This window comes from Streptomyces sp. JLYT201 (genome assembly GCF_059448825.1).
In genome coordinates this window covers 8,757,076-8,770,832 of record NZ_CM182551.1, presented here as the reverse complement: position 1 = coordinate 8,770,832, position 13,757 = coordinate 8,757,076, and the positions used below count along the sequence as shown (strand labels likewise).

11 protein-coding genes and 1 pseudogene are annotated in these 13,757 nt (G+C 66.5%); 6 read left to right on the top strand and 6 right to left on the bottom strand.

Going from position 1 to position 13,757, the window contains the following annotated elements; genetic code table 11:
- Positions 1-223 precede the first annotated feature (223 nt).
- From AC5WAM_RS37385 to AC5WAM_RS37360, 6 genes and pseudogenes are all read left to right on the top strand, one after another.
- On the top strand, positions 224-1,387 hold the full coding sequence (locus AC5WAM_RS37385; RefSeq protein ID WP_495520294.1) for an SPFH domain-containing protein: 1,164 nt from the start codon (positions 224-226) through the stop codon (positions 1,385-1,387).
- Positions 1,388-1,552: 165 nt separating this feature from the next.
- Positions 1,553-2,218 (top strand): C40 family peptidase, encoded by a 666-nt coding sequence (locus tag AC5WAM_RS37380; RefSeq protein WP_495520293.1) that lies wholly within the window; start codon positions 1,553-1,555, stop codon positions 2,216-2,218.
- Positions 2,219-2,801: 583 nt separating this feature from the next.
- Positions 2,802-4,004 carry a sensor histidine kinase gene (locus AC5WAM_RS37375; protein WP_495520292.1) on the top strand — a complete coding sequence of 401 codons (1,203 nt, stop codon included), beginning with the start codon at positions 2,802-2,804 and terminating at the stop codon, positions 4,002-4,004.
- Between the two features lie 72 nt (positions 4,005-4,076).
- Complete coding sequence (locus tag AC5WAM_RS37370) at positions 4,077-4,706, top strand: response regulator transcription factor (RefSeq protein WP_495520291.1); 630 nt, start codon at positions 4,077-4,079, stop codon at positions 4,704-4,706.
- A gap of 419 nt (positions 4,707-5,125) precedes the next feature.
- Positions 5,126-5,779: a lytic polysaccharide monooxygenase gene (locus AC5WAM_RS37365; RefSeq protein WP_495520290.1), complete on the top strand. Its 654-nt coding sequence runs from the start codon at positions 5,126-5,128 to the stop codon at positions 5,777-5,779.
- Positions 5,780-5,848: 69 nt separating this feature from the next.
- A pseudogene (locus AC5WAM_RS37360) lies at positions 5,849-6,694 on the top strand (IS5 family transposase).
- Positions 6,695-6,848: 154 nt separating this feature from the next.
- On the opposite strand, the gene AC5WAM_RS37355 reads toward AC5WAM_RS37360, so the two are convergent.
- The 6 genes from AC5WAM_RS37355 to AC5WAM_RS37330 all read right to left on the bottom strand — a co-directional run bounded on the left by AC5WAM_RS37355 (position 6,849) and on the right by AC5WAM_RS37330 (position 13,626).
- A complete protein-coding gene (locus AC5WAM_RS37355; protein ID WP_495520289.1) occupies positions 6,849-7,559 on the bottom strand; it encodes a transposase family protein in 711 nt (236 codons plus the stop codon).
- A 101-nt stretch (positions 7,560-7,660) separates the two neighbouring features.
- Positions 7,661-8,764, bottom strand: coding sequence for a fatty acid desaturase family protein (locus AC5WAM_RS37350; protein ID WP_495520288.1), 1,104 nt, complete (start codon positions 8,762-8,764; stop codon positions 7,661-7,663).
- 443 nt (positions 8,765-9,207) lie between these two features.
- Positions 9,208-9,477, bottom strand: coding sequence for a ferredoxin (gene fdxA, locus AC5WAM_RS37345; protein WP_495523731.1), 270 nt, complete (start codon positions 9,475-9,477; stop codon positions 9,208-9,210).
- Positions 9,478-9,670: 193 nt separating this feature from the next.
- Positions 9,671-11,038, bottom strand: a complete 1,368-nt coding sequence (locus AC5WAM_RS37340) for a protoporphyrinogen/coproporphyrinogen oxidase (RefSeq protein WP_495520287.1) — start codon at positions 11,036-11,038, stop codon at positions 9,671-9,673.
- Positions 11,038-12,009 (bottom strand): alpha/beta hydrolase family protein, encoded by a 972-nt coding sequence (locus AC5WAM_RS37335; RefSeq protein ID WP_495520286.1) that lies wholly within the window; start codon positions 12,007-12,009, stop codon positions 11,038-11,040. Before AC5WAM_RS37335 ends, AC5WAM_RS37340 begins: the two co-directional genes overlap by 1 nt.
- 105 nt (positions 12,010-12,114) lie before the next feature.
- The gene (locus tag AC5WAM_RS37330) at positions 12,115-13,626 is read right to left on the bottom strand and encodes a coproporphyrinogen-III oxidase family protein (RefSeq protein ID WP_495520285.1); all 1,512 of its coding nucleotides are present in this window, start codon (positions 13,624-13,626) and stop codon (positions 12,115-12,117) included.
- Positions 13,627-13,757: the final 131 nt, after the last annotated feature.

Here is a 13,757-nt window from a genome sequence, read left to right as displayed (position 1 = left end):
CAGAGCTGTCGGGATCTGCCTTGCCGAGCGTGCGACGTTCATTCGGAAATGCCCCCTGGGGCACGGCGCCACACCCAGCCGGTGCCAGCCCGATGCCCGGTCCGCGCGAACGTTGACCACCACGCACCCCTGAGCAGGGCACCAGGGACGCCCAACCGTCCATCCCCCGGTCGGCGTCCCTGGTGCCCGCACCGTCACCGTGTACAACGGCTTGGAGGCCGTCATGACCAAAACCGCCGAGCCTCGGCCGCCCGAGAAGCCCGGGGCACCGACCGCCTTATCGCTGCGCCTGCGTCAGAATGCCGGACAGCAACAGAAGAACGCGGTCGCCTTCGCTGCCTTCCGCCGAACAGACGCCGCCGTGCGACCACCAGGCCCCGTCGCCGGCGTCACCCCGCTCCACGCGGCCGCCAAGCAGCCGCCGCTCGTCCGCCTCCATGACACCGCGGGTATACGTGGGCCGGATGTGCCGCCTGCCCCGCCGCAGCAGCGGGCATCCCGGCCGCTTCTGGCCCACGCGCTCGCGGAGCGTCCAGCGAAGAGCGTCTCGGGATGGTGGGCCCTGGCCGCGGCTGCCCTCGCTCTCGCGGGCGCCTGCGAAGTGATCCGCGATCAGCCGTCCGTCACCGGCCCGCACGCCGATGCCGGGGCCGTCCTGACTTCTACAGGCTGCGCGCTGGTCCTCCTGGTGGCGTTGGCCGGGTTGCGGCGGGGCCGGGACGGCCAGATCTGGGTCTGCACGCTCTTCGGCTCGTATCGCGGCTCGATCCGTCGGACCGGCCTGCTGTGGGCCAACCCACTGCCCCGCTACCTGCGCGTGGACGTCAGGCTGCGTCACCAGCGCAGTGAGGCCCTGCGGGCTACGGATGCCGACGGCACGCCGCTGCACGCGGTGGTCATGGTCGTGTGGCGGATCAAGGACACCGCACGAGCCCTGCTCAGTGTGCGGGACCACGTGGCCTATCTGCACGATCAGGTGGAGGTCTGCACCGCACGAGTTCTGGCCGGTATGCCCGCCGACTCCTTCGACGAGGAGCACCGGCCGGGCACGCTGCGCGACACCGACACCGTGGCAGAGGAGCTGACCGGACTGCTCACGGCCGAGTGCCGGGCTGTCGGCATCGAGATCTTTTCGGCCCGCCCCCTGCACATCGACTACGCGCCCGAAATTGCCGAGGCGATGCAGCGCCGTCGGATCGCGGCCATTGACGCACGCCACCGCGACGCCGTCCTGACCTCCGTCATCGACACCGTCGACGACACCGTGCGGCGGATGGCCGAGCGCGGACTGGTACGGCTCACCGACCAGCAACGAACCACGCTGGTCAAGGACCTGACGGTGGCCTTCTACACCGCCCGCCGCGATGCCGCACCAGCGGATCACTGACCTCCGTCTGCCCTCGCCCGGCGCGAACACCCCTGCCGATGAAAGGAACTCCCCATGACTTTGCCCGCGTTCACTGACGACAGGCCCCAGGACTGCGGTTGCCCCGCCTGCGCTGCGGCACCGGACACAGGTTCTCCCGGACAGCGGTGCACGTGGCGCAGGGCGATGGTCTCGATCGCCGGTGGCGCGGTCCTCGTGGGTGCGGCGGCCGTGGGTGCGGCCGCCGCACCCAATCCCGCAGGCGGGATACGCGAAGCCCAAGGACCGAGCGGTGCCACTCAGCCCACCTTCTGTGGACGGCAAGGCTGGGACGCCGCGCACCAAGTGTACTGGTTCCAGGAGAACGGCTCCTGGCGGTGGACCAGCCACCGGGCCGTCTACGAACGCCACTTGCAGACGCCACCCAGCCACAGCACCGATTCGACGTCGAAGCCGTCCGCCCCCGGCAGTTCGAGCAATCCGAAGAGCGGCCGGACCGAGACCGCTATCAACTATGCGATGAAGCACCTCGGCGACCCCTACGTCTGGGGCGGCAACGGCCCCCACGCGTGGGACTGCTCCGGCCTCGTCAAGGCGGCCTTCCAGAGCGCTGGCGTCACCCTGCCACGGGTCGCCGCGGACCAGTACCGCGCCGTCACCCTCCTCTCCCGCAGTGAACTGCGCCGCGGAGACCTGGTCTTCTGGACGTCCAACGGCCGCACCTCAGGCATCCATCACGTCGCCATCTACCTGGGCGGTCAGCAGTATCTCGAGGCGCCCAGAACCGGCAAGAACGTCCGCATCTCCTCCTTCCGCTCCTACACCCCCAATCTCTACGGCCGGATCCGGTAGGGCCTGCGAGTCAAAGCGCCTTCTGCAGAAAGGAATTGGGTCCTGCACGGGTCACTTCCCGCCGCAGGACCCGAGCGGGCGATCATTCCAGCCAGAAACAGACATTGGTGGAATTTTATGCATTATGATAGCAATAATCATAATGCAGCGATCACGGCTTTGGGGAGACTTGAGTGAGGGCGGCCGATCAGGGCCAATTGGTGCAAGGCATCGTTCCCGGAGCACCTGGGGCAGCACAGGCCCAGTGGCGGCCCACCGCTTCACGCCGCCGAAGGAGCGGCCGTGAGGGCCGTCAGCAGAGCCAGCCGTCCGCTGTATCACCCCCAATCGACACCCCAGGACCGCAGCCGACGCCCGCTGACCCGGGCGGCGAGACGGCTCTTCCCCTGGCCCAGGTGAATCGGGGCCGGTGGCTTGGCCCATGGCGGGGAGTCGCCACCGGCACGGAGCCAGGCGCCCGGCGGCCGGGCGTTCCCCGCCGACGCGCACGGGCGCCCCGGTCTTGCGCTCGAGGGACCGTCGAGCCCGGCGCCATCGCTCCATCCGAGCATCTCCTGCGCCGGGGCTACCCGGTCGGCACGTCGTGAGCCGGCCGCCCCAGACGCATGACCGGGTCCGGGACGAGCAGACACTCGATACCGTCGACGACGGCTACGAAAGTCACCGGAACTGGATCATCTGGCTCGCTGCGGTCTTCGCTGCGGCGGTCGCTGACCTGCTGACCCGCAGTGATGGCCCCACCAAGACAGCCGTCGTGGTCACCGGGTCGATGGCCCTGCTGGCCTGGCACATGGTGATCGGCGAGCACTCCGTCCTGAGCGCCGTCTGGGCGAGGACCTATCTCACCGGTGCGATGGTGCTCCTCGGCCTGCTCCTGACCACCGGCGCAGCGGCTTGCCTCCTGCTGCTCGTCCTCATCCCTCAGTGCTTCCGGCTGCTCGCGCCGCGCACGGCGGTGCTGGTGTGCGCCACGGCGTCACTCGCGTCCTCACTGGCCGTCGCCGTCCACGTGGGATGGGACCAGGATGCCGTGATCAGCGCCGGTCTGCTTTGCGCCTGCTTGTGCGGCGTCGGCACGGCAGCCGGAATGTGGATGAGCCGCGTCATCGGCCAGAGCACCGAGCGTGCCCGGCTCATCACCGAGCTCCAGGCCACTCAGGACAGGCTGGCCGTCCTGCACCACGAAACAGGAGTGCTGGCCGAACGAGAACGTGTGGCGCACGAAATCCACGACAGCGTCGCCCAGGGGATCGCGGCCACACTGATGCTGATCCGCCGCGCAGGCGAGGAGCTGGCAGCAGGCGACCGCGACCAGGCAGCCGACCGGCTCCGGAGGGCCGACCGCATCGGCCAGCACACCCTAGAGGAGGCGCGGTCACTGGTGGCCGCTCTGGGCCCGGTGGACCTGCGCCGAGCCACGCTGCCCCAGGCGGTCGGGGCGATCACAGCCGCCTTCGGCCGGGAACTCGACATCGTCACGCGCTGCGCGATCGAGGGAGAGACCCGCTCCTTGGAGCCCGCGGCCGAGGTGCTGTTGCTGCGCTGCCTCCAGGAAGCGCTAGCCAACGTACGCAAGCACGCGCGAGCCTCGACAGTGTGCGTGCGCCTGGACTACCGCGGGAGAGGCTCCCTGGCGGTAGCTGACGACGGCGTGGGCTTCGCCGCGGAGCACGTACGGCCCGGATTTGGTCTCGCCGGGCTGCGCTCGCGACTGGAACGGCTCGACGGGCGGCTGGACACACGGAGCGAACCGGGCAGGGGCACGACACTGAAGGCGGAACTGTAGGTGGCAAGCAACCAAGTACGTGGGTCGGCGCGACACCATGCCGAAGCCGCACGAACGGACGGAGCCCTTCGCGTGCTCCTGGCAGACGACCACGCGGTGGTCCGTGAAGGACTGCGCGCCGTGCTGAACGAGCGCGACGGCCTGCGGGTCGTCAGTGAGGCCGCCGACGCTGACGAGGCGGTCAGGCAGGCGGCGCTGCGGGGCCCGGACGTGATCCTGATGGATCTGCGCATGCCCGGCAGCGGCCTCGACGCGATCCGCCGCATCCGCCGACAGCCCGACCCGCCGCCCATCCTGGTCCTGACCACGTACGGTTCGGACGCCGACATCTTCCAGGCCCTCGACGCGGGAGCCGGTGGTTACCTGCTCAAGGACGCCCACCCCGCCGAGATCGCGGCCGGGTTGCACGCTGTGACCCGCGGCGAGACCCCGCTCGCCGCCAAGGTCGCGGCCCGTGTGCTGCACCGCATGTCCGCGCCCAGGCCGTCATCGAGCGAGCTGAGCCACCAGGAGATTGAGGTGCTGCGCCAGGTCGCGGCGGGCATGACCAACGCTCAGATCAGCAGGAGGCTGCACGTGAGCGAATCGACGGTCAAGACCTACCTGCAGCGCGGCTACACCAAACTGGGGGTGTCCGACCGGGCCGCGGCCGTCGCCGCGGCGATGAGTCGAGGAATCCTTTCCCCCCAGGCCCCCTACTGAACCTCTTTCACACCCCGGTACTTGAAGGGTGAAACGGCTGGTCAGCGCGATTGTTGGTGACATGGCGTAGCCTCCGTCGTTGGTGTGGTGTTCTCACGCATCACGCCGACAACGGAGGCTTCGTTGGTTCTGTATTCTGCCAGTCTCGATGTCCCGTACGAGCTCGTTGAGCATGTCACCTGGCTACTGTACGCACGGCGCCAGGAGATCAACTCGCCCTGGCGGAGACTCGGCTGCTTCAACAGACCCTCCCCGCACTGGCACATCTGCGGAAGAACGAGACGTATCGGCAGGTCGGAGCCGGTATCGGTACACGCCGCCAAAAGGCCACTTCAGGCCAATCGCTCGGCTTCAGGTATGGCCGCCAACCCGCTGGTGGCAGACTGCGCTGGATGATCAACAACTGAAGCGGAGCGAGCATGCACGAGCTTGACATCACCTTCGGTATGAACATGCCCAGCCCTAACATCACCGGCAGTAACCTCACCAGCGGCTCTGACCTGCTGTCCCGCCAGGGGATCTATCTCTCGGCGAGTCAGGCGGCAGCCGTCGTGGGCGGCAAGTTCATCCAGACGACCCTCGGCGGCCAGTCGGACCGGGACGTCCCCAGCGACATCGTCAACCGCCCCCCACCGGCTGACGGCCAGATCGCCAGCGCCGGCAACCCCTTCGCGGCCAAGCTCGACGGGCTGGTGGACGAGTTCGGGAACGCGTGGCGATCCCATCCCGTCCGGAGCGGCGATGCGCTCGAGGTCCGGGCCGCGTCCGAAGGCACGGTCAAGGTGCGCCGGGTCACCGTCTACATCACCAAGGCGAACTGGTCTCCCACGCAGGCGCTGACCCGCGCCCAGCTCGACCTCGCCAACCCCATCTATATCCAGCTCTACCGCGCCGCACCTTACTATGCCGCCGATAACCCAATCCCGGACGGCCTGGTCGCCCCCAACCCGCTGGTATTCACGTTCAACCTTCCGTCGCGCCCGGTGGGCCACCACGTCCTGCTGCTGGAGATCGACCACCCCGACAGTGCGGACGCCATCTATCAGGTCTTCGACCTCGAATACATCGGCTAGCCACTCGTGACGCTCTGCTGAAGTACGCGGTGGCAGGGCCTGCGGGCAACACATCGTCGTTGTTGGGTCATGGAACGGCACCGGAACGTGACCGACCGTGTGTGGGAGCAGATCAAGGATCTACTCCCACACCACCCCGTACAGGGCGGCCGGTGGCGCGACCACCGCACGATGATCGAGGCCGTGATCTGGAAGTACCGCACTGGCGCTCCCTGGCGGGACCTGCCCAAGCCGTTCGGACCTTGGCAGACCTGCTACAACCGCTTCCGGCTCTGGGCACAGGACGGGACCTGGGCACGGCTCCTGACCCGCCTCCAAACCCAAGCCGACGCCGTACAGGACATTGACTGGCTGGTCAGTGTCGACTCCACCATCGTCCGCGCCCACCAGCACGCCGCCGGCGCCCGGCCTTCGGCAGGAGCGCCCAGGGAGCCGTCCGATCACGCCCTGGGCCGCTCCCGCGGAGGACTTACCACGAAGATCCACCTGGTGGTGGACGGGAACTGCCGCCCCTTGTCACTCCTGGTCTCGGCAGGGCACCGGCACGACTCGCTGTACTTCGAGTCCGTCATGAACGGCATCCGCGTTCCCCGCAGTGGTCCCGGCCGCCCACGAAGCCGCCCCGTGCAGGCAAGCGCCGACCGTGCCTAGTCCTCGCGCGCCATTCGCGTCTACCTCCGCCGCCGCGGAATCAAAGCCGTCATCCCCGAGCCCTCCAGCCAGATCGCCAACCGAAAGCGCCGCGGGGCCAGTGGGGGACGTCCGCCAGCCTTCGACCCCGGTACGTACAAGATCCGGAACACGGTTGAACGATGTATTGGTCGGCTCAAACAATGGCGCGGCATCGCTATGCGCACCGACAAGCTCGCCACACACTACGAGGCGGCCGTCCACATCGCCGCGTTCTTCATCTAGGCTACGACATGATCCACGGGACGCGCCCTAGCCGTGGGAGCCCCGGTCGGTCCCCGTGACTGCCGGGGCTTTCTGCTGCCCGCCCTCCCCCGGCTCGGGGCGGCTCGACAGCGGGGTGAAGGGTGGTGGTGGAGTGACGGTTTACACCACTTTTTTAGAACGCATAGAAAAAATACAAAGAAAGAGAGTCCGGTACCACACCGGCCTTGGCGATTGACGTCATGCGGTTGGGGCTGCATCGGGACCTGCGGAAGATCCGCCAGGACTTCAGGCGGGCAACGCCACGTTCGACGGGTGTCCGTGTGGCGGCCAGGGCACGGTTGCGGGTCTTCTCGGTGGGGGTCAGTTCTTGCAGGGGCCTGCGTTTGATGCCCGTGGTCAGCCACGGACCGGCGCCCTGGTAGGCGAGATCGGCCACGATGGGAACGCCCTGGCGCTCGCAGATGCGGATGATCCGGTGGGTGCGGGCGGCGGTCAGGTCGTGGGTGCGGCCCGGCAGGACGGGCGAGAGCCACAGCAGCCGGCCGCCGGTATCGGTGACGACCTGCACGTTCACGCCGTGGCGGCGGTGCTTGTGGGAGTAGTCGGCCCGGCCGTCGCCGACCCGGTCGCACTCGGAGAGTGTGCCGTCGAGCAGGACGAAGTCGGGATCATGCTCGCGCAGCGTCTTCAGCAAACCCGGCGCACCCGCGGCGAGCAGGTCGACGACCGCGCTGGTGTAGGCGTGGGCGGTGGACTCGCTGATCCCAAACCCGGCGGCGATCTTCGCCAGAGTGGTGTGCTCGCGCATCGCGCGCTGGGACGGACGGAGCTTGCAGCGTCGGTCGCCCTCACGGGTGACGATCAGCATGGTGACCCACTCCATGAGTGCATGCGGCAGGATGGACAACCAACGAGGCCCCCGAGCAACGTGATTGAGACGTAAGACATCTCGATCAACAGCCCGGGGACCTCGCTCGTTGCGCTTCACGGACCGTCACCCGATCGGTGGCCACACCGAAGAAGCTCAGTGTCGAGATGCCTGCCTGCGCGGGCTGGTGCGCTCACGTCGTGCAGGAAGGCTGCCACTTGGCGATAAGACTCCCAGAAGCCAACTTCGTGGTAGGGGATGCCTCGCTCCGCGCAGTACACGCGGGTCAGTTCACGGGCACGTGCCAGGTTCTTCTGTGGCATAGCCGGGAAAAGGTGGTGCTCGATCTGGTAATTCAGCCCCCCATACAGGAAGTTGACCATCCGTTGGGGGCGGATGTTGCGGGCAGTGAGGATCTGCCGCTCGAGCCAGTCGAGGCTTTCCTCGCCGTCGCGTACCTCCATGCCCTTGTGGTTGGGTGCGAACGTCAAACCGAAGTACACGCCGAGAGCGGCGTGCTGGACCAGGATGAAGGCCGCAGCCTGCACAGGGGTAAGGAACCAGGAGACTGCGGCCAGGTAGATCGCAGCACGTAGCAGCACCAGGGTGATTTCCAGGGCTCGGTTTTTGCCGCGGGACTTGGCGAGCACCTTGACGGTGATCTTCTCGATCTTGTAGCCCTCGAACACCAGGAGGGCGAAGAAGAGGACACGCTGGTGACGGACGATGAAGCGTTGCGCCCGGGTACGGGAGGCGTACTGCGTGATGTCGAAGATTGCAGTGCGGCGGGCGATGTCCGGGTCCAGGCTGAGGTGGTTGGGGTGGCTGTGATGATGGTTGTGATGGTTGATCCACCAGGCATAGCTCACGCCGCTGAAGAGCGTGGCGTGGAAGTAGGCCACGAGCCTGCCGATCCGCCGGTCACGGAACATCGCCTTGTGGCCGACCTCGTGCCATATGAAGGCACTCTGCACGCCGCAGAAGCCCATCCACACCGCCACCGGCATCTGCCACCAGGAGGCGCCGATGAGAAGGAATGCAGCCAGGCCGGCGGTGATGAGGGCCAGATTCAGTGTGAGCCTGAAGTAGTCGTAGCGCGGGTCGAGCTCCAACAGGCCCTGGGCTTTGACGCGCTTGAGGAGCTCGGCGAAGGAGGTCGACGCTCCCTGGCTGCTTGCCTCTCCCATCGCGATCGCGAGACCGGGGTCGACTGTTTCCATGAAGCCTGACGGGGTCTCGTTGATTCTCTTTGACGACATTGTAAGTTCTCCCTTCTTAACGCGCATCACCGCATGGATCTCGCAGTCAGTGTCTGTCGGCGAGCTGGCACTGATCGGACCGTGGCCGACTTTCTGCCCTGGACACGGAGGGGATGTGTCGGCGGGGGGGCTGTGAGAGGTTTTCCTCGGCACTGGAAGCTAGCAAGGATGTTGATGCCGCAGCGCGCCTCGGCTTCGGTAAGGGCAACCTCGGTTCGCTAGCACGGGTTGTCAGCTCGACTTGCAGCGCCCAGTGCTCGCGGACGGGGCCGGAAGGGGCGATGGTCAAGGTGGACCGGCCTGGTTAGGAGGCTGAGGCCGGTCCGGTGCGGGCTGCTGGCGAGCCTGTACGGGCCGAGAGTAGGGTGGTCGGCCCGTACGCGGGCGGGTTCTACGCCAGGGCGCTAGGAGTTCTGGCCGCTATCGTCCGGCGCCGCAGCGGCGGTGAAGAATTCCGCGTTGGCCGCCTTGTATTCTGACCATTCGGGTGGGAGATAGTCTTCGTGGAAGATGGCCTCCACCGGGCAGACGGGTTCGCAGGCTCCGCAGTCGATGCATTCCTCTGGGTTTATGTACAACATGCGGGAGCCCTCGTAGATGCAGCTTACGGGGCAAGCCTCGAGGCAGGCTTTGTCCTTGACGTCGACACAGGGCGCCGCGATTACAAATGTCACGGTGTTCACCTCCGCGGTATGTGACGGATGCTACATCGACTTATTTCTGATGACTTTCCTTCTCCTGCGTCTGCTTGGAATCGGATGCAGGTGAGGTCTGCCCCTGTCGCGCAGTGTTGTGCTTCAGGCCGCGTTCCTCTCTGGCAACCGCGCGTCGGGCTGATTCTCGGCGATCTCTGGGGGCGTACGCGATTCACAGTGACAGGCCCAGCTGATGGATGAGCCGGGATGCGCCGTCCCGGGCGGCTCGGAAACAGGCTTCGATGGAAGTTCCGCGCAGGTAGTCGCCTGCCAGGCTCAGGCCGGGGCAGGCCTGGGTGGCTCTGTCGATTCGGACGAGGCGGTCGGTGTGAAATCTGCTGTACCCGCAGTAGGCGTGTTCCCAATACCGTGTGATGGCGTCGGTGCGGACGGCAGTGGTCGGCAGTCGGGTGCCTAACTGGGCCTCGGCGAGGGCTGGCAGGCTTTCGAGATCGGTCATCCGCGTGCGTGCTGCCCGGCCGCTGAAGGTGTACCGCACTATGTGGCGGTCCTCTGCACCATAAGCCCCGGCGTTGCTGAGAGCGGAGGAGTCAGGAAAGGTGAAGGCTCTCACCTGCTGGTTGAATACTGGCCGGGTGTACTCGGCCACGACCACCGCGGCGGGAAAATAGCGGATCGCCTCGAGCTCTTCGGCGAGAGAGGCGTCCACGGGCTCCAGCAGGATCCGGGCCGCGGGGGCCGGCAGGGCGATCACTACGGCGTCTGCGACGTGCTGTCTGGTTTGTCCGTCTGTGTGGACCGCGGTTACTCCGTTGATCCGCTTCGTTCCTGCTGCCGTGGTCAGGCCGATGACGCGTGCCCCGAGCAGGGTCTCGATATGGCTGGCGAACGTGTTGAAGAGGGGGCTGAACCCGCTGCTGAGTTGGTCGAATGTGTCGAGCAGCATGCCGAGGTTGGTGCCGAAGGAGCCGATGTACACCTCGTCCGGTTCGGCGCCGTTCATGCGTACGGTGGCAGGGCGGATGACGGAGCTGCCCAGTTGGGCGCCGAAGTACTGGTCCAGCTGGGCGTCGCCGGTGCGGTCTGCCAGGCCTGTGAAATCCGGGCCGCCGCAGAAGCGGTTGTCCGGATGACGTCGCACCTGCCAGGCCAGCGCGAGCAGTCTCCCGACATCACGTCCAGGCACACCGCGCAGCGTGCGGTACATGCTTCTGATCGGGTGTGTGCCGTCTGCTGTGGTGCCGCGCTTGCGGTCGATGCGGGTCGAGTTGATACCGAAGGGTTCGAAGTCGGTGGATCCGAACGCTGCGGCGAAGGCGCGGAATTCGGTGTAGCGTCGTCCGATGTTCTTGCCGCCCAGGGTGATGGTGCGCGGTCCGAGTTGATCACTCCTGCTGCGGCCTCCGAGGCGATCTTGCTGGTCGAGCAGGACGACATGGGCGCCGGCGCGGTGCAGGTACCAGGCGGAAGCCAGGCCGGACCAGCCGCCTCCGACCACGATCACAGAAGGCCTGTCGGGCTGCGGGGTGCTGTTGCCACAGGGTGCGGGGCCGGGTGCTGGGGCATTCCAGTTGGGCATCAGCTCTCCTGCGCTGAGCACTCGTCGGGCGCTGCGGTGTGCGTGGGGTCATTGGGGGTGTGCTGCTGTGTGGGGGGGCTGGGAGGACCGGGGAAGAGGTCGGGCGTGCTGGTGCCTGTGGGCGGGATTTCGTACGCCCAGGCGGAGATCTTTGCGGAGAGAGCTGCGCTGCTGCGGACCCAGCCGAAGTGGCCGAGCCGGGTGGATCCGGCGGCCTTGGCGGTGTAGTGCCAGCGGGTCAGGTGGGCCTGCGGCAGCTTGCTCAGTAGATGGTCGTAGGCACCAGGGGGGGCGAGGTCGTCGTCGTCGGTACTCACGGCCAGGACAGGTAGGCGGAGCCTGGCCAGGCACTGCTCGTAGTCCACGGTGCTGCCGGCCAGTCGGTAGGCTCCGGTGCGGCCCTGCCGGGCCCAGTCCCGCATCACTCCGGCGGCTTCGGTGCCGGCGAACCCAAGGCGGCTCCCCGGCCAGTAGCCCATCGCGGTGGACACGGCCGCAGAGAGTTGGGTGAGGGCGAGGTTGCGCAGGCCCCGTCGGCGCCCGAACGCTCGGTACCAGACTGATCCTGTCGCCACCGTGATCACCGCTGTTGGCCGGGGGGCGTGGGCTGCCGCGTACAGCAGGGCGAGCTGGCCGCCCAGACTGTGCCCGAGAAGGAGGACGGGCGTGTGGGGGACGGCGGCTGTCACGGCTGTCATCACCGCGCTCAGGTCTTCCAGCATCTCCCGGTACCCGAAACGGATGCGGCGCCCGGGCACGGGCCGGCTCTCGCCGTGCCCGCGCAGGTCTGTGGTCACGACGGCCAGTCCTTCCGCGTGCAGCTGGTGGACAAACGGAAGGTAGTAGTGCGCCCTGGTGCCCATCGCCGGGAGCAGTACCACAACGGGGGCTGTTGCGTTTCCCTGGAAGAGTCCTCTGAGGACGAAAGTGGCGCCATCCGTCGTGGAGACGTGTTCCAGCACTGTGAGCATTGATCGTCTCTCTCGTCTTGTCGGCCGGGCCGCGCGATGTCTGGGCAGAGGGGCTCTCTCCGCTGCCGATGCGGGGAGGTGTGTCAGCGTGGTGCTGCGTGCTGGCTACTTCATCAGTCGCGGGTATTCGGCGTCGTGTTCCTTGATGTACACGGTCGTGTCGTTGACGGCGAAGCGGTCTTCTTTGTCGAAGTCATCGGACTTCTCCCGCAGGTGTTCCATGAGCGCCTCCCCTTGGCTGTTCATGGTGTGGCGCAGGTAGTCGGTCTGAAGGTTTCCGTGCCAGATGACCCCGAGCTTGTTGACGGTGAAGCGGTCACCCTCGTCCTCGATGACACCTGCGGCCAAGTGGCCGTCGAGGACATCACGTACGCGCTGGAAGGACTGCTCGGGAATTTCTTGGGCATACCGGGCCAGCAGGTCTTTGGAGAGTTCCTTGTACCGGGGGAACATCACCATGATGCGGTCCAGTGCACCCTCTAGCCCGATGGACTGCAGTGTTTCCGATGAGCAGCCGTACTCATCGACGTTCCGCTGCCAATCATCCACCTTTTCCGGGTTGATGGAGACCATGTCCTTTAGGTTTCCGCGAGCCGCGCAGCCGATGCCGATGATGTCCTGGCGGGCGCAGTGCGCGCTCTGATAGTGCGACCGCGATTCGTGTTTCGACCACGTTTCGGCGATGGTGTTGTGGTATCCCCGCGCGCTGAGGAAGTCGTACAGGTGCTCGCGCATGGCCAGCAGTTGCCACGGGCTTCCCGGCTGCTCGACCCGGCCGTCGAGGATGAGTTTGTGCAGGGGCCGGTAGGGCAGGTAGACCGTGGTGAAGAGATCGATTTCTGTGGGGTCGTAGCTGTCCGTCAGCTCGGTCAGCTCGTCCTGGAATCCCTCGAGGGTCTGCCCTGGCAGGTCGAACATCATGTCAACGCAGGTGTCCGCCCGGTAGCCGAGGTCCCTCATGCGGTCGAAGACCGCGTCGACGTCGTCGCGGGTGTCCATGCGGCCGATCTTCCGGTGAATGTCGGGGTTGAGTGTCTCAATACCGAACGTGACGCGGTTCCAGCCGCGTTCCTGGAGCGTCTCCAATAGCCCTGGCCGCCGGAGTGTGCGCGGCTCTCCGGTGAAGCTCTTCTCGATGGATTCGAAGTTGGGAATGACGCTGCGCAGGTGACCGCTGAGCCTTTCTACCGCGCCGACCGGCAGCGTTGAGGGACTTCCGCCTCCGATGTAGATGGCCGTGAAGTCCCGCTCCTGCACGTACGGTTGCTGCATGTACCAGTCGATTTCCTTGATGAGGTAGTCGGTGTACTTCTCCAGGCGTTCTGAGTCCTGCTTGGGGTAGTGGAACCGGTTGAAGTTGCAGTAGTGGCAGAACGACTTGCAGTAGGGCACGTGGATGTACATCATGAGCTGGTCGTTCAGGTTTCCTCCCGGCTCCTGGAGGCTCTTGATGTTTTTGACGACGTCCTGCCGCGGGACCTGGTGCCAGTCCATGGTTGCGAAGTTGGGCATGATGTAGTGCGAGAGGGTCATCACCCCGTCAAAGGGCAGAGGACGGGATGCGGTCTCTCCGAGGTAGTAGGGCATTCCGGAGGACTGGAGGGCTGGTGCATTCATGGCTGCTCCTTGGATGAGCCGGTGTGAGGGAGGGGCAGGAGGGGAGGCGGCCTGCGGAAGCGGTCCGGCTTCCGGGGCCGGTCGACCGCGGGACGTATCGGGCTGGCGCGGCCGCAGCAGGCGTTGCGCGA